The sequence below is a fragment of the Noviherbaspirillum sp. genome (assembly GCF_035254685.1).
GTDB lineage: Bacteria > Pseudomonadota > Gammaproteobacteria > Burkholderiales > Burkholderiaceae_D > Noviherbaspirillum.
The window spans coordinates 32,890-47,980 of the sequence record NZ_DATFAI010000037.1; the positions used below are offsets into that span (position 1 = coordinate 32,890).

At 59.3% G+C, this 15,091-nt stretch carries 15 protein-coding genes; 8 read left to right on the forward strand and 7 right to left on the reverse strand.

Annotation, left to right across the window (positions count from 1 at the left end):
* The first annotated feature begins 162 nt into the window (after positions 1 to 162).
* Positions 163 to 2,166 carry an acyl CoA:acetate/3-ketoacid CoA transferase gene (locus VJ698_RS16205; RefSeq protein WP_324103826.1) on the forward strand — a complete coding sequence of 668 codons (2,004 nt, stop codon included), beginning with the start codon at positions 163 to 165 and terminating at the stop codon, positions 2,164 to 2,166.
* A 36-nt stretch (positions 2,167 to 2,202) separates the two neighbouring features.
* Here the strand turns inward: VJ698_RS16205 and glp are convergent, their stop codons facing one another.
* From glp to VJ698_RS16230, 5 genes are read right to left on the reverse strand one after another with little or no spacing between them, the layout of a single operon-like run.
* Positions 2,203 to 3,486, reverse strand: coding sequence for a gephyrin-like molybdotransferase Glp (gene glp, locus VJ698_RS16210; protein WP_324103827.1), 1,284 nt, complete (start codon positions 3,484 to 3,486; stop codon positions 2,203 to 2,205).
* Positions 3,483 to 4,067, reverse strand: coding sequence for a molybdenum cofactor guanylyltransferase MobA (gene mobA, locus VJ698_RS16215; RefSeq protein ID WP_324103828.1), 585 nt, complete (start codon positions 4,065 to 4,067; stop codon positions 3,483 to 3,485). Before mobA ends, glp begins: the two co-directional genes overlap by 4 nt.
* A 35-nt stretch (positions 4,068 to 4,102) precedes the next feature.
* Entirely contained in the window at positions 4,103 to 5,218 is a 1,116-nt protein-coding gene (gene moaA / locus VJ698_RS16220; protein WP_324103829.1) for a GTP 3',8-cyclase MoaA, read from the reverse strand.
* Positions 5,215 to 5,562, reverse strand: coding sequence for a hypothetical protein (locus tag VJ698_RS16225; RefSeq protein ID WP_324103830.1), 348 nt, complete (start codon positions 5,560 to 5,562; stop codon positions 5,215 to 5,217). Before VJ698_RS16225 ends, moaA begins: the two co-directional genes overlap by 4 nt.
* Positions 5,562 to 8,510, reverse strand: coding sequence for an Rne/Rng family ribonuclease (locus VJ698_RS16230; RefSeq protein ID WP_324103831.1), 2,949 nt, complete (start codon positions 8,508 to 8,510; stop codon positions 5,562 to 5,564). Before VJ698_RS16230 ends, VJ698_RS16225 begins: the two co-directional genes overlap by 1 nt.
* 99 nt (positions 8,511 to 8,609) lie before the next feature.
* Here VJ698_RS16230 and VJ698_RS16235 point away from each other — a divergent pair, with 99 nt between their 5' ends.
* The 5 genes from VJ698_RS16235 (at position 8,610) to VJ698_RS16255 (ending at position 12,359) form a co-directional block, all read left to right on the forward strand.
* Positions 8,610 to 8,951, forward strand: coding sequence for a hypothetical protein (locus VJ698_RS16235; RefSeq protein ID WP_324103832.1), 342 nt, complete (start codon positions 8,610 to 8,612; stop codon positions 8,949 to 8,951).
* A 278-nt stretch (positions 8,952 to 9,229) separates the two neighbouring features.
* Complete coding sequence (gene rluC / locus VJ698_RS16240) at positions 9,230 to 10,237, forward strand: 23S rRNA pseudouridine(955/2504/2580) synthase RluC (RefSeq protein ID WP_324103833.1); 1,008 nt, start codon at positions 9,230 to 9,232, stop codon at positions 10,235 to 10,237.
* Between the two features lie 54 nt (positions 10,238 to 10,291).
* Positions 10,292 to 10,951, forward strand: coding sequence for an HAD-IIIA family hydrolase (locus VJ698_RS16245; RefSeq protein WP_324103834.1), 660 nt, complete (start codon positions 10,292 to 10,294; stop codon positions 10,949 to 10,951).
* A 7-nt stretch (positions 10,952 to 10,958) separates the two neighbouring features.
* Positions 10,959 to 11,330 (forward strand): Rieske (2Fe-2S) protein, encoded by a 372-nt coding sequence (locus tag VJ698_RS16250; protein WP_324103960.1) that lies wholly within the window; start codon positions 10,959 to 10,961, stop codon positions 11,328 to 11,330.
* A 30-nt stretch (positions 11,331 to 11,360) separates the two neighbouring features.
* Positions 11,361 to 12,359: a S49 family peptidase gene (locus tag VJ698_RS16255; protein WP_414691176.1), complete on the forward strand. Its 999-nt coding sequence runs from the start codon at positions 11,361 to 11,363 to the stop codon at positions 12,357 to 12,359.
* A gap of 293 nt (positions 12,360 to 12,652) precedes the next feature.
* Here VJ698_RS16255 and VJ698_RS16260 read toward each other — a convergent pair whose 3' ends face one another.
* Both VJ698_RS16260 and VJ698_RS16265 read right to left on the reverse strand, forming a co-directional pair.
* Complete coding sequence (locus tag VJ698_RS16260) at positions 12,653 to 13,408, reverse strand: SAM-dependent methyltransferase (protein ID WP_324103835.1); 756 nt, start codon at positions 13,406 to 13,408, stop codon at positions 12,653 to 12,655.
* Positions 13,409 to 13,413: 5 nt separating this feature from the next.
* Positions 13,414 to 14,028: a Maf-like protein gene (locus VJ698_RS16265; RefSeq protein ID WP_324103836.1), complete on the reverse strand. Its 615-nt coding sequence runs from the start codon at positions 14,026 to 14,028 to the stop codon at positions 13,414 to 13,416.
* A 117-nt stretch (positions 14,029 to 14,145) separates the two neighbouring features.
* Between VJ698_RS16265 and VJ698_RS16270 the strand changes: the two genes are divergently transcribed.
* Both VJ698_RS16270 and rpmF read left to right on the forward strand, forming a co-directional pair.
* Complete coding sequence (locus VJ698_RS16270; RefSeq protein ID WP_324103837.1) at positions 14,146 to 14,631, forward strand: YceD family protein; 486 nt, start codon at positions 14,146 to 14,148, stop codon at positions 14,629 to 14,631.
* Positions 14,632 to 14,747: 116 nt separating this feature from the next.
* Positions 14,748 to 14,930 (forward strand): 50S ribosomal protein L32, encoded by a 183-nt coding sequence (rpmF, locus tag VJ698_RS16275; protein WP_057293158.1) that lies wholly within the window; start codon positions 14,748 to 14,750, stop codon positions 14,928 to 14,930.
* Positions 14,931 to 15,091 lie beyond the last annotated feature (161 nt).

Here is a 15,091-nt window from a genome sequence, read left to right on the forward strand (position 1 = left end):
GATGGTTTTCGCGCGCAGCAACAAGGAAGCGTCGGCAATACCGTTACATGCAATGCGTATCGGATCTGCATCAACCAGCGGACTTGCCATTCGGGCATAATTGCCTGGCAGTCCGCCGACGCAGTCAAGGCGGCCGGTTCGACAGTCATGATGGAGGCATCCATGGTACATCGCATCCCGGACCCCATGTCGGGCGGTTCCCGTCCTTCAAGCCGGCACAAGATCGTCTCTGCCGCCGAAGCAGTCCGCCTCATCCATGACGGCGACACGATTGCCACCGGCGGATTCGTCGGCATCGGCTTCGCGGAAAACATCGCCGTCGCACTGGAGAAGCGTTTCCTCGATAGCGAAGATGAACTGCTCGGCATCGGCAAGCCAAGCAATCTCACGCTCATCTATGCCGCAGGACAGGGCGATGGCAAGGACCGCGGCCTGAACCATTTCGGACACGAAGGCCTGGTCAGGCGCGTGATCGGCGGGCATTGGGGCCTGGTGCCCAAGCTGCAGCAACTCGCCATCGCCAACAAGATCGAAGCCTATAACCTGCCGCAAGGCGTCATCACCCACCTGTTCCGCGACATTGCCGCCGGTAAGCCCGGCCTGCTCTCCACGGTCGGACTCGGCACCTTCGTCGATCCGCGCTTCGGTGGTGGCAAGATCAACGATGCCACCCATGAGGAGCTGGTCGAGTTGATGACCATCGGCGGCAGGGAATACCTGTTCTACAAGGCATTGCCGATCAACGTCGGCATCATTCGCGGCACGACCGCCGATCCCGACGGCAACGTGACGATGGAAAAGGAGGCGCTGACGCTCGAAGCGCTTGCGATCGCCATGGCCGCGCACAATTCAGGCGGCATCGTGGTCGCGCAGGTCGAACGCATTGCCGAAAGTGGTTCACTGCATCCGCGCCAGGTGAAGATTCCCGGCATCCTGGTCGACTGCGTGGTGGTGGCCGAAAAGCCGGAATACCAGATGCAGACCTTCATCGAACCCTACAGCGCCGCATTCGCGAGCGAAATCCGCGTGCCGATGTCGTCCATCCAGCCGATGGAAATGAGCGAGCGCAAGATCATCGCGCGCCGCGCACTGCTCGAAATCAAGCCGAACAATGTGGTCAACCTCGGCATCGGCATGCCGGAAGGCGTGGCCAGCGTGGCGGCAGAGGAAAAGGTGCTCGACCTCGTGACGCTCACCGCGGAACCCGGCGTCATCGGCGGGATTCCTGCTGGCGGGCTCAATTTCGGCGCGGCGACCAATGCCACCGCCATCATCGACCAGCCATACCAGTTCGACTTCTACGACGGTGGCGGTCTCGACGTCGCCTTCCTCGGCCTGGCGCAGGCTGACAGGCATGGAAACCTCAACGTCAGCAAGTTCGGGCCGCGACTCGCGGGTGCAGGCGGATTCATCAACATCAGCCAGAATGCCAAGAAGGTGGTGTTCGTAGGTACCTTCACCGCAGGCGGACTGGAGGTGGCGATCGCAGACGGCCAGTTGCACATCCGGCGCGAAGGCACGGCGCAGAAATTCGTCGAGGAGGTTGAGCACCGCACCTTCAGCGGCGAATATGCGCGGCAGCGCGCGCAGGCCGTGCTGTATATCACGGAGCGCTGCGTATTCCGGCTGGCGCAGGAAGGACTGGAGGTGATCGAGATTGCTCCCGGCGTCGACCTTGAACGCGACATCCTGGCGCAAATGCATTTCCGTCCGGCGATCAGCCCGCAGCTGAAGCTGATGGACGCCCGCATCTTCAGGACGACGCCGATGGGATTGCGCAACGATATCCTGTACGTGCCGCTGGAGCAGCGCCTGATCTATGACGCGAAGAGGAACATGTTCTTCGTCAATTTCGAAGGCTTCGAAGTGAAGAACGTCGCCGACATTGAGCAGATCCGGGATCTTGTCGAGGAGCGCCTGCGTCCGCTCGAACAGAAAGTCCCGGCGATCGTCAACTACGACAATTTCTCCATCGCGCCGGATCTGCTGGATAGTTATGTCGACATGGTGCGCGAACTTGCCGACCGCTTCTACAGCCGTGTCACCCGCTACACCAGCAGCACTTTCATGCGCAGCTATTTCGGCACGGCGTTCCGGCGACACCATACGGAACCGTCGCTCTATGCGAGTCGTGAGGAGGCGATTTCGCACTTGGGCGAAACCTGAACGTTCCCAGGTTTAAATCCGGAGAATGAGGAGCGGCTAGCAAAGCCCGTCGAACAGCACCACATTCACGGGATCTCCAGCGTTCACGTTCCCTTGCTCGTGGTGCAGGATGATCATGCAGTTCGCCTCCGACATCGAACGCAGGATGCCGGAACCCTGCGAGCCGGTGACGCGCACCTGCGGGTTGCCGTTTGCATCCATCGAAAGAATGCCGCGCTGATACTCGGTGCGCCCCGGCTTCTTGCGGATCGCGGTTTGCGATGCCGCTTGGATCAGCGGCGTCGAATCCTTGGTCCCGCCCATCATGCGCAGCAGCGCATCACGTGCGAAGAAGTAGAAGGTCACCATCACGGCGACAGGATTGCCCGGCAAGCCGAACAGGTAGGCGCTCTTGCCATTCGACGCGATCCTGCCGAAGGCCATGGGCCGGCCAGGACGCATCGCCAGCTTCCAGAATGCGACCTCGCCCAGCTTTGCCATCATCTCCCGCGTGAAATCGGCCTCGCCGACCGAGACGCCGCCCGAGGTGACGATCGCATCCGCGCTTTCGCATGCGGTGCGCAGTGCAGCTTCCAGTGATTCCCGGTCATCCTTGACGATGCCCATGTCCAGGACATCGCAGCCCAGTCGCGTCAGCATGGCACGTATCGTGTAGCGGTTGCTGTCGTAGATGCAGCCTTCATCCAGGTGCTCGCCGATGTTGCGCAGTTCATCGCCTGTCGAGAACACGGCAACGCGCAAGCGCCGTTGAACAGGGATCTGTCCGATGCCGAGCGAAGCGAGCAGGCCGAGGTCGGCGGCATGCAATGTTTTACCTTTGCGCAGCGCCGATTTGCCCGCCATCAGGTCCTCGCCTTTCAGGCGGCGATTGTCGCCGGGCCTGACGACGCCGGGCGCGAGTGTCATCGATGCCTCGCTGGCGCTCGTCACCAGTTCTTGCGGCACGACGGTATCGCAATCTGCAGGCATGACCGCGCCGGTCATGATGCGTACGCACTCGCCGGTGTTCACCGGGCCTTCGTGTTTGTGTCCGGCGAAGGCGGTGCCGACCACCTTGAACATCACCGCTTCGACCCCGAGATCACTGCCGCGGAATGCATAGCCGTCCATCGCGGAGTTGTCATGCGCAGGCACGTTGATTGGCGAGATCACGTCTTCGCTCAGCACCCGGCACAAGGCATCGTTCAGGCCAACTGTTTCCGATGAATCGGTCGCTTGCACATAGTCGCGAATCAATTGCTGTGCATCTGCAACGCTGAGCGAGTCCGGATTGTAGGAGGTCAGTTGTGTGGCGAGCGCGGAGAGGGTAGGGACGGTCATGGTGTTTCTAGTTTGTGCAATTCTTCCAGTGTGTTGATGTTCCGAAAGGCCTCTTCGTCCAGAAAGTGCACCTTCACGGCGCGCAGCCGGGCAAACCATTTGCCCATCTTGCGCTCGCCGGATTCGAGATAGTCGCTCAGGCTCGGCAGCAGCGCTGCCTTCAGCAGGCAAAATACCGGATGCGCCTGTCGCGACTCGCCTTCGCCGGTCTCGGCATAGGCGATGTCGGCACTTTCAGAGTGCAGAGCATCCCTCAGCCGCGCCACCAGGTCCATAGGCAGAAAGGGGGAGTCGCAGGGCGCGGTGACGAGTAGCGGCGTCTCGCAATGCGCCAGTCCGGTTTGCAGGCCCGCGAGAGGCCCGGGAAATTCTTCCATCCGGTCCGGCCAAACGGGCAGCCCGAAACGATGGTAGACATCCAGGTTCTGGTTGGCATTGATCGCCAGCGTCGAGACTTGCGGCGCAAGGCGGCGCATCACATGCGCCACCATCGGTTCGCCGCGGAACGCCTGCAATCCTTTGTCCACGCCTCCCATGCGCGACCCTCGGCCGCCCGCAAGAATCATTCCGGTTATCGTCACAGTTCGTCCTCCGTGCGGTTTGTTCGCCGCGCAGTTCACCCACCAATGTAGGACATCTCGACTTTCCTGCCGGTCTGGTTGAGACCTTCCGTGTTGGCCGTCCGTAATTCGGAATAGCGGTCTGACCGCGCGCGCCACACATGCGCGACGACCGTCGAAATCTCCTCGTCGCTACGCCCGTCGCGCAGTAGCGCGCGCAAGTCATTACCGCCGGTGGCGAACAGGCAGGTATAGAGCTTTCCTTCTGTTGACAGGCGTGCACGCGTGCAATCGCGGCAGAAGGCGCGCGTCACGCTGGAGATCAGGCCGATCTCGCCGCCGCCGTCGCGGTAGCGCCAGCGCTCGGCGGTTTCGCCGGTGTAGTTGGGGTTGATCGCTTCCAGCGGCATTTCTGCGTTGATCTGCCGCACGATGTCGGCCGAAGGTATGACTTCATCCATCTTCCAGCCATTGCTAGTGCCGACATCCATGTATTCGATGAAACGCAGGATGAAGGGCGAGCCCTTGAAGTGGCGCGCCATTGGCACGATCTCGTGATCGTTCATGCCGCGCTTGACCACCATGTTGATCTTGATCGGTCCGAGGCCGACCTTGTGTGCCGTCTCGATACCGTGCAGAACGTCAGCAACCGGAAATCCGACGTCGTTCATGCGCTGGAAGATCTCGTCGTCGAGCGCGTCGAGCGACACCGTCACGCGCTGCAGCCCGGCATCCTTCAATGCCTGCGCCTTGCGCGCAAGCAGCGCTCCGTTGGTCGTCAGCGTGAGGTCGAGCGGCTGGCCATCCGGTGTCCGCAGTGCGCTCAGCATCGCAATCAGTCGCTCGATATCCTTGCGCAGCAGCGGTTCGCCGCCTGTCAGCCGGATCTTGCCGACGCCGTGCGCGACGAAAATCCGTGCGATGCGCGTGATCTCTTCGAACGACAGCAGCGCCGAATGCGGCATGAAGGCGTGGTCCTTGCCAAATATCGCCTTCGGCATGCAATACACGCAGCGGAAATTACAGCGATCGGTGACGGAAATGCGCAGGTCCTGTAGTGGGCGCGCGAGCGTATCCGAAAGCAGGCCTGTCGGTGCTTCCAGCTCCGAAGGAATCGTCGAACCGGCGGTCGTCAGACGCTGGTCGACCAGAGGAATGAATCTGTCAGTCATGCGAGGAATGAAATACGGAAACGCGCGGAGGAGACAGCGCTATCGAAGATAAGATACCACGTGGCGGGCGGGCTCACATGCGTCAATCCGCGGAGCATGAAGCAAGAAGGGTTAATTCTTGCCGGCAATACAATGGCAATAAATCCCTGTTGCCGGATCAGCATTACGATCCAAAAGTCAGGCTGGGCGAAAAATATCGGAAGGCTTGCGATCACGCCGGCCGCTGCTGGTGAGACGCCTTCAGTGGCGCGATCCGGCGACACTCCCAGAAAAAAAGGGAGCAGATGCTCCCTTTTGAAAAACGATGAGCTGCCTCCAGCAATCTCTGCCGGAGGCAGATGCATTAGCGGCGCGTCTCGACCTGAATCAACGGCTCATTAGAGACTGGCGGCAAGGGCTTGCGCTCGCGCGGGATGCGCGGCGGCGGGACCATGCGGGCGGCTGCTTCCTGTGCCGCACGCAGTTTCTCCGGATCCGTCGTTGCCAGCGTCAGCCCGGCATCGGCCAGGATTTCGCTCAAGTGCTCCAGCGGCAACGGTGCCGTGGCAACTGTCGGTGCAGCTTCCACATGCTGCACGGCTTCAGCTGCGGCCGGTGCGGCTTCCACCGGCGCAGTTACCGGAGCCTCTTCCACTGCGCTTGCAACAGCCGCAGTTTCCTGTGCCGTTTCTGCCGCAATCTCGGCAACCGGGGCTGGTTCAGCCGCCGCTGCCTGCTCGGAAACGGGCGCAGGTTCGGTGGCCGGCACCGCTTCTGCAGCAGGCACTGCCTCAACGATCGCTGCTGCCGGGGTTTCTTCCAGCTTCACGAGCGCCGGCGTGGGGCCGGCCTGGGCAGGGGCTTCAGCCTCAAGGGCAATGGTCTCCTGCGGTGCGGAAGGTGCAGTCGCTTCAGCGGCCGCAGCAGTTTCCGTCGGCATCGCCACTTCCGCGATTTCCAGCTGAACTGCTTGCTGTGGAGCGGCCTCTCCGCCCTCCGCCTCAGATTCTGCGGCACCGATCAGTTCGCCGGTTTCGCGATCACGACGGTTGCGATTGCGGCCTCCGCGGCGACGGCGGCGACGGCGCTCCTCGCCCTGTTCGGCGGTACCTTCCTCACCAACCGGCATGGCCTCAGTCATCTCCGTTTCAGTTTCAGGAGCCTGGACGGCGGCGAGAGGCATGACCGGTGCTGCTGCCGGAATGTTCAGCAATTCTTCCGTGACGGCTTCCTTGCGTTCCTCTCGCTGGCGTTGCTGGCGCTCGCCACGTTCACCACGCTCGCGGCGGGATTCTCCAGTCTCGCGCGGTTCACGCTGCTCACGCGGCTCGCGCGGTTCACGCGCCTCGCGTTGTTCGCGCGGCGGCCTGGGCTGGCGCTGTGCCGGCTGGCCCTCGGCTGCGGGAACTGGCTGCTTTGCGATCTCTTCGCGTGCCTCGACGCGTCCGGTCTCGCGTTCCTCGCGATCGCGTCCGCCACGTCCGCGGCCACGGGTGCGGCCACGTCCGGCTCGCTCGCCGCGCTCGCCACGTTCGCGGGTCGGCTGCGGCTTCTCTTCCACGACAGGTGCAGGTGCGACAACTGGCGCAACCGCCTTCTTGCGGAAAAAGCCAAACATGCGGCTGAAGAAACCCTCCTCCACGGGCGCGGCCACCGGAGTCGGCGCAGGTGCGGGTTCGACCGGTTTGCGTTCCACGATCGGTGCCGGCTGTTCCGGCGTGATGCCCTTGACGACAGCTTCCTGGCGCGGACGGACTTCTTCCTTCTGGCGTTTGCCGTAGCTGATGTCGGTATCGGCTTCCTCGGCCATGGCATAGCTGGCTTGCGGCTCTTCCAGCCGCGGATCGTCGTGCTTGATGCGCTCCAGCTTGTAGTGCGGCGTCTCGAGATGCTTGTTCGGAATCAGGATGATCGTCACGCGATGGCGGGTTTCGATCTTCAGGATTTCGCCGCGCTTCTCGTTCAGCAGGAAAGCAGCCACATCGACCGGTGCCTGCACGTGGATGGCCGCCGAGTTTTCCTTCATCGCCTCTTCCTGGATGATGCGCAGGACCTGCAATGCGGAGGATTCGGTGTCACGGATATGGCCAGTGCCGTTGCAGCGCGGGCAAGTCACATGGCTGCCTTCGGACAGCGACGGACGCAGGCGCTGGCGGGACAACTCCATCAGGCCGAAGCGGGAAATCTTGCCCATTTGTACGCGTGCGCGATCGTAGCGCAGCGCATCCTTCAGCCGGGTTTCCACCTCGCGCTGATTCTTCGCGTTCTCCATATCGATGAAGTCGATCACGATCAGGCCGCCGAGGTCGCGCAGGCGCAACTGGCGGGCCACTTCATCGGCGGCTTCGAGGTTCGTGTGGAGGGCGGTGGTTTCGATGTCGCTGCCACGGGTAGCGCGGGCCGAGTTGACGTCGATTGACACCAGCGCTTCGGTATGGTCGATGACGATGGCGCCGCCGGAGGGCAGCGGCACAGTGCGGGAGTACGCAGTTTCGATCTGGTGTTCGATCTGGAAGCGCGAGAACAGCGGCACGTCGTCGCGATAGCGCTTCACGCGGTGCACCATGTCGGGCATGACATGGCTCATGAACTGCTGAGCCTGTTCGTAGATCTCGTCGGTATCGATCAGGATCTCGCCAATATCAGGCTGGAAATAGTCGCGGATGGCGCGGATCACCAGCGAGGATTCCTGGTAGATCAGGAAGGCACCCGGTGCGGACTGGCCGGCGCCTTCAATCGCGCGCCACAACTGCATCAGGTAATTCAGGTCCCACTGCAATTCCTCGACGTTGCGGCCGATGCCGGCGGTGCGCGCAATGACCGACATACCGGAAGGGAGATCCAGCTTGTCCATGGTCTCGCGAAGCTCCTGGCGGTCTTCGCCTTCCACTCGGCGGGAAACGCCGCCACCGCGCGGATTGTTCGGCATCAGGACGAGGTAGCGTCCAGCCAGCGAAATGAACGAGGTGAGGGCAGCGCCCTTGTTGCCGCGTTCCTCCTTTTCCACCTGGACCATGATTTCCTGGCCTTCGCGCAGGGCATCCTTGATCGAGGCGCTGCGCACGTCGACGCCATCCTTGAAATAGCTGCGGGCCACTTCCTTGAACGGCAGGAAGCCGTGACGCTCTTCGCCATAGTTGACGAAGCAGGCTTCCAGCGAGGGTTCGATGCGGGTGATGACGCCTTTATAGATATTCGATTTACGTTGCTCGCGCCCCGTTGTCTCGATATCGATGTCGATCAGCTTCTGTCCGTCGACAATGGCCACGCGCAACTCTTCCTGCTGCGTGGCGTTGAACAACATCCGTTTCATTTTTCTACTCCGTGACTCTTAGGTCAACTTTAGGGCCGCTGATGACAGTGTTTGTCAGGGCGGCCGGGTACAGGGATGTACGCGAGGTCGGAGTGCTTGATGGAGGGAACTGCCTTAGTGTGCGGTGAGTCGCTGCAAGAGCGCGACAACCGCAACGGGGCGCGGATGGGGTTGATAGCAGTGCCGACGATGCGGTTCGTCCATGCCGCGCGAATCGAACGGGCCGCAATGGACCGGGTCGGGCGCAGCGCCAGGCAGCGAACAGCTTGGTGGAGCCAGATAAATCATAAGATCCAGCAGAATCGGCAAACAGGGTTCTCAACCACATCAACCAGCAAGCATCCCTCTCGGGAAGTGCTTGCCGGATTTATCCTTGAATTTCAAGCAATCTTGTCCAGCACCGATGCGCGCAATCCGATTGCAACTACGGTGCAACCCTGACTCGCACAACGATGATGCATACACATCTTCCGGTCATCTCCACCAATCGCCTGCCCAAGATACCCACTCTCAGACCCCGCGATGCGCAATGGACCTGTCTTTCGTACCTGTCCACGTCGCGATCCGGCCTTGGGTGCTTGCGTCAATTTATGGAGATGCCTTTTCCATCCAATTTGCAATTCGGCGGGGCCGATGGAGACGCCCCTGTGTAGAATGTGCTTTTTATTCTTACACGCGCATCGGATTTGTAACCGACGCGAAACAATTATATATTCAAAATGAAGGACTTAGCGAGATTTTCTGGGGGGCAGACGAATCCTGCTGCGCATAACCAGTCCTCACATGCGTCCGTGCAAGTCCGTTTGATCACGATTTCCGGTGAGGAAGCAGACCAACGCATCGACAATTACCTTTTACGCATCTGTAAAGGCGTCCCGAAAAGCCATATCTATCGCGTCTTGCGCTCGGGTGAGGTTCGAGTAAACAAGGGACGTGTCGACCAGACCTACCGGCTGAAGGAGGGTGATGTCGTTCGCGTCCCGCCGGTACGGGTTGCCGAAAAATCAACACAGGTGGTGCCCGGCGCGGAATTCAGCATCCTGTTTGAAGACGCCTGGCTCTTGGTCATCGACAAGCCTGCCGGCGTCGCGGTGCACGGTGGATCCGGCGTAAGCTACGGCGTGATCGAGCAATTGCGCGCGGCACGTCCCGAGGCAAAATTCCTGGAACTGGTCCATCGGCTCGACCGTGAAACCTCCGGCATCCTGATGCTCGCGAAAAAGCGTTCCGCACTGACCAACCTGCATGAACAAATCCGGGAAGGCCAGCTCGACAAGCGTTACCTCGCACTGATCCATGGCGATTGGCAAAATGCCCGCCAGCATGTCAAGTTGCCACTGTTCAAGTACACGACGCCAGCCGGCGAGCGGCGGGTGCGGGTGCAGTCGGATGGTCAGCCTTCGCACACGGTGTTCAATCTGGTTAGACGGTACGGTGCCTTTGTGCTGCTCGAAGCCGAGCTCAAGACGGGCAGGACCCACCAAATCCGCGTGCACCTGGCATCCAGCGGATTTCCCATCGCAGGCGACGACAAGTACGGCGATTTCGCGCTGAATCGGATGCTGCAGAAAAGTGACGGTCCGCGTATTGCGCTTAAAAGGATGTTCCTTCACGCTTACCAGATTACTTTCCGGCACCCCGAAACCGGCGTTCCTGTTACTCTGAAGGCGCCGCTTCCGCCCGAATGCGAGAAGTTCTTGAAAAGTCTGGAACAGACCAGCAAATAGGCAAGCTTAATACATAGCAATTTCAATGAGATACCGCACGCGCTTCTGAAAAATATGCCAAGAAAGCAATTTGATTTGATCGTATTCGACTGGGACGGCACGCTGATGGACAGCACTGCCACCATCGTGGCCTGTATCCAGGCGGCCGCGAAGGATCTCGGATTGCCGATTCCCGACAGGAGGCAGGCATCATACGTGATCGGACTCGGCCTGGAAGATGCCATGCAGGCTGTCTTGCCCGGCCTAGAGGCGAAATACTACCCGCACATGGCCGAGCGTTATCGATATCACTATCTCACGCGCGACAAGGAGTTGACGCTGTTCGACGGTGTGCGCGAAATGCTGAAGGACCTTGCGCAACAGGGATATTTCCTGGCTGTCGCCACCGGCAAGAGCCGCGTAGGGCTCAATCGAGCCCTTGATACCGCAAAGCTGCTGTCGGTATTTGATGCAACGCGCTGCGCGGATGAAACTTTTTCCAAGCCGCATCCTGCCATGCTGCATGAACTGACCCGCGAATTGGGGCAGGATGTCGAGCGCACTGTGATGATTGGCGACACGACCCATGATCTGCAGATGGCCATCAATGCAGGCGCGACAGGGGTTGCGGTGCACTACGGGGCGCATTCCGCTCCAGAATTGCAGGCGCTGAATCCTGCTTTTGCAGCAACATCCGTGTCCGAACTGCACGCATGGCTGAATGAAAATGCATAATCCGGACATGGACGACCTTGCCATCCTGATTTGCGCGTCCTCCGATCTTGTCGAAGGAGGAAAAGGGGTGCGCTTCCCGCTGACCGCGGGCGGCGAGGATGGTACCGGCTTTGCCGTCCGCTATCAGAACACGGTTTACGCCTACCTGAACCGCTGTGCGCACGTGCCGATCGAGCTGGACTGGAATGAAGGCGAGTTCTTCGAATCGAGTGGCCTTTACCTGATGTGCTCTACCCATGGGGCGATCTACGTTCCCGAGAGCGGAAGATGCGCCGGCGGCCCATGCCGTGGCGGCCGCTTGCGGCAAATTACCGTATTCGAAAAGGACGGCCAGGTATTCTGGCATCCGGACGATTACATCAAACCGGCACGGGCGTGAGACCCTCCGAATATAAAACGAGCAAACGTGATGATGGATAATAATTTCGAGCAAAACAATCAGACGCCATCTGGCGGCGCCCCTTCACGCAAGGAGGGCTGGGAGCGCGAGGTGCTGGAGAAGCTTGCCTTCGCCACACTCAATGAGCAGCGGGCGCGGCGCCGCTGGAGCATTTTTTTCCGGCTTGTTTCGCTCGGGATCATTGGCGTCGGCCTGTGGATCGCGTTCGGCATGGCGAACAAGGAGGATGAAGTCCTCGGTCCGCATACGGCGTTGATCGAAATTGACGGCACTATCGAGACAGGGACGTCAGGTGCGGCGGACGCCGTGATTCCCGCCCTGGATCGCGCTTATTCGGAAGACAACGCGGTCGGCGTCATCCTGCACATCAACAGCCCTGGCGGCAGCCCGGTGCAGGCCGGGATGATCAATGACGAGATCGTGCGTCTGCGGGCCGAGTATCCTCGTAAGCCGTTGTACGTCGTGGTCGACGAAATGTGTGCATCGGGCGGGTATTACATCGCCGCCGCCGCCGACAAGATCTTTGTCAATAAGGCCAGCATCGTCGGCTCGATCGGCGTCCTGATGGACGGTTTTGGTTTCACTGGCCTGATGGACAAGCTCGGCATTGAACGCCGTCTCATGACTGCCGGCGAGAACAAGGGATTCATGGACCCGTTCAGCCCGCAAAGCGCGAAGCACAAGGCCTATGCGCAGGAGATGCTGAATGAGGTGCACCAGCAATTCATCGACGTCGTCCGAAAGGGCAGGGGAAAACGCCTGAAGGAAACACCGGAAACGTTTTCGGGCCTGTTCTGGAGCGGATCCAAGGCCGTCGAAATTGGCTTGGCAGACGGTTTTGGAACGGTGGATTCGGTCGCGCGGGATGAGCTGAAAGCGGAAGATATCGTTGACTACACGCAGCACGAAGCATTGTCCGAACGCCTGCTGAAGAAATTCGGCGGCGCAGTGGGTACTGCGGCGATGGCATCGATATGGAGTACCGCGGCAAAGCCTGGTTTCAGATAGAGAGTGCGCTACGGTGGGGGCAGGTCCGACGACAGATGTCTCGTGATCAATGAAACATTAAATAGGAACGTCCGGTTGGCGATCCCACCTTGAAACCCGGATATCGTGATTTATACTTTAGTTGTCTGGCTCTGTTTCGATCCTGTCACGCATAAAAAGCACGTAACGGGAAAAACTCACGAACTGGACGACTGCTACCACGTCTTGGATGTGGTTCCGAGAAGCTAATGTCTTCTCGATAGTCTGCCCAACTGGGCATGCAAAACGGCGGCGCAATACCGCCGTTTTGCGCATTATGGTGCTGCGAGCAACAGGAACACCGTTGGTTTCTTCTGGAAATCCGGCGCTTTCCCCGCCGCCAAATCCGCCTTCCATTTTCCCGCAGTCTGCGTCCTGATCGATTCTGTCGCGAGGCTGAGATCCGTGGCAATGCAAAGCAGTGTGTTCGCCTGGCAAGCAGAAACAATCGCCTCCAGCAACGTCCCGTTTCGATATGGCGTTTCAATGAAGAGCTGGGTCTGTTTTTCCACCCGTGAACGCTCCTCGAGCACCTTGAGGCGCTTCGCGCGCAACGCGCCATCAGTAGGCAAATAGCCATTGAAGGCGAAGCTTTGTCCATTCAAGCCGCTTGCCATCACCGCGAGCAACAATGAGGACGGACCGACCAGTGGTTTCACCGTGATGCCTTGAGCATGAGCGAGGCGGACGAGGTTGGCACCGGGGTCGGCAACGGCAGGCACACCTGCCTCGGAGATCAGTCCGGCATCCTCTCCTGCGAGAATCGGCGCAAGAAGCGCAGGCAGCGCGGCGGGATCGGTGTTTACGTTGAGTTCGCTTATGCGTATCTCCTGCAGCGGCGCGCTCAATGGATAACGTACAGCGACCAGCTTGAGGTAGGCGCGCGTGGTTTTGGCGTTTTCTGCAACGAAATACTTGAGACTGGCGGTGATTGCCCGGACCTGTTCGGGAATGATCCACGCGAGCGGATCCGCTTGCGAGGAATCAACCGGGCCAAGCGTATTTGGAATGAGATAAAGGGTGCCGGCCATGATGTCTATCTGTTGAAGAAAGGCACGCCTGCATTGCGCAGCATCGTGGTCAGGGCGATCAGTGGCAGTCCTGTCAATGCGGTGGGATCGGCGCTTTCTATCCTCTCGAGAATCGCTATCCCGAGCCCTTCGTTCTTGGCGCTGCCGGCGCAGTCATAAGGCTGCTCGATGTGCAGATAGGCCTCAAGTTCTTCCTCCGCCAGATTGCGGAAGGTGACAAATGTCCGAACATTTTCGACTTGCGCAGCCTTTGCCTTGTCCGCGCACCGCCCATCCCAGAGGCACAATGCCGTGTGAAAGACAACTTCGCGGCCGCGCATTTTCCGCAACTGCGCCAGTGCGTTTATATGTGTGCCCGGTTTCCCAATCTGCTCGCCGTCAAGCGTCGCCACCTGATCGGATCCGATGACAAGCGCATCGGGCACTTGCTCTACAACGGCAAATGCTTTTTCCTGTGCAAGTCTCAATGCCGTCATTTCGGGACTTTCCCCGGCCTGCGGCGTTTCATCGATCGCAGGCACAAGAACCTCGAACGGGAGGTGCAGCCGCGATAACAGTTCTTTTCGGTATTTCGAGCTGGAAGCCAGGATCAGTCGGGGCAATGAGGGCTGCAAAGGCATTTTCTGGTCTGATTTGAATGGGTGCTCAAGAAAAGCAGCCTAACACTTTGACGAATAAGAGAAAAGCCTGTTATTATCGCAGGTTTTCCGGGATCGGCTTGTGGTATGGATGCTTTTGTGATCGACGCATTCGAATTCTGTCGGCTCAAAGAGCGCCGCGAGGGCGAAATCGCGATTGCGGACTTGCCTAGGCTGGCCGATGAGTCCGCCGACAGGGCTGGCTCCGTAAGTTGGGAGTTGCAGGGAGGTGTTGATGAGCGCGGGCATGCGCAGTTGATACTGTCGGTGAAAGGTGCAATCAATCTGATGTGCCAGCGCTGCCTGACTCCGTTTTCGTTTGAGATTGCGTCCGAATCGATCCTTGTGCTTGCGTCTGATGAAGCAAGTGCTGATGAAATTGATGCACAACTTGCCGACGAAGCTGTTGAAGTCATTGTTGGCAGCCGCAATTTCAATATCACTCAATTGGTTGAGGACGATGTTCTGCTGGCAATTCCATCGTCGCCCAAGCATGAGGTGTGTCCGGATCATGTGATGCCGACGGCAGAAAAAGCAGTGGAAAAAGAATCGCCGTTTGCAGTGCTGAAAAATTTGAAGAAATAAGTTTTTGCGGCGAAAGATGCTCGCCAAACAATAAAACGCAGCAAGGATTCCCGGTTCGCAAGAGATTGGCAAGCCGGATATGTTAAAATTTCAGATCTTAAGGTTTAGGAGTCATCATGGCCGTTCAGCAAAATAAAAAGTCCCCGTCCAAGCGCGGTATGCATCGTTCGCACGATCACCTGTCCGTTCCGCCGCTCGCAGTCGAGCCGACCACTGGTGAGACGCACCTGCGTCACCACATCAGCCCGAATGGTTACTATCGTGGTCGCAAGGTCCTCAAGACCAAGAACGACGAGTAATTGCGGTCATTGTTTCAAGACAGGAAAAGCGGCGCGGGTGAATTTGACTTGGCGCCGTTTTTTCATATGCTGAAAAAACGCATTGCGTCATTTTGAATCGCACCGGATCTGGCCCGCCGGAAGCCTTCGGGTTCCGGTAGTTGGAGCGAGGTACTGAGTCA

Bases quoted from the DNA above. Each gene is read 5' to 3' on its own strand.
- VJ698_RS16205 (WP_324103826.1), top strand. From the start codon at position 163: ATGGTACATCGCATCCCGGACCCCATGTCGGGCGGTTCCCGTCCTTCA.
- glp (WP_324103827.1), bottom strand. From the start codon at position 3,486: ATGACCGTCCCTACCCTCTCCGCGCTCGCCACACAACTGACCTCCTAC.
- moaA (WP_324103829.1), bottom strand. From the start codon at position 5,218: ATGACTGACAGATTCATTCCTCTGGTCGACCAGCGTCTGACGACCGCC.
- VJ698_RS16225 (WP_324103830.1), bottom strand. From the start codon at position 5,562: ATGCATCTGCCTCCGGCAGAGATTGCTGGAGGCAGCTCATCGTTTTTC.
- VJ698_RS16230 (WP_324103831.1), bottom strand. From the start codon at position 8,510: ATGAAACGGATGTTGTTCAACGCCACGCAGCAGGAAGAGTTGCGCGTG.
- VJ698_RS16235 (WP_324103832.1), top strand. From the start codon at position 8,610: ATGGAGGGAACTGCCTTAGTGTGCGGTGAGTCGCTGCAAGAGCGCGAC.
- rluC (WP_324103833.1), top strand. From the start codon at position 9,230: ATGAAGGACTTAGCGAGATTTTCTGGGGGGCAGACGAATCCTGCTGCG.
- VJ698_RS16245 (WP_324103834.1), top strand. From the start codon at position 10,292: ATGCCAAGAAAGCAATTTGATTTGATCGTATTCGACTGGGACGGCACG.
- VJ698_RS16250 (WP_324103960.1), top strand. From the start codon at position 10,959: ATGGACGACCTTGCCATCCTGATTTGCGCGTCCTCCGATCTTGTCGAA.
- VJ698_RS16255 (WP_414691176.1), top strand. From the start codon at position 11,361: ATGATGGATAATAATTTCGAGCAAAACAATCAGACGCCATCTGGCGGC.
- VJ698_RS16260 (WP_324103835.1), bottom strand. From the start codon at position 13,408: ATGGCCGGCACCCTTTATCTCATTCCAAATACGCTTGGCCCGGTTGAT.
- VJ698_RS16265 (WP_324103836.1), bottom strand. From the start codon at position 14,028: ATGCCTTTGCAGCCCTCATTGCCCCGACTGATCCTGGCTTCCAGCTCG.
- rpmF (WP_057293158.1), top strand. From the start codon at position 14,748: ATGGCCGTTCAGCAAAATAAAAAGTCCCCGTCCAAGCGCGGTATGCAT.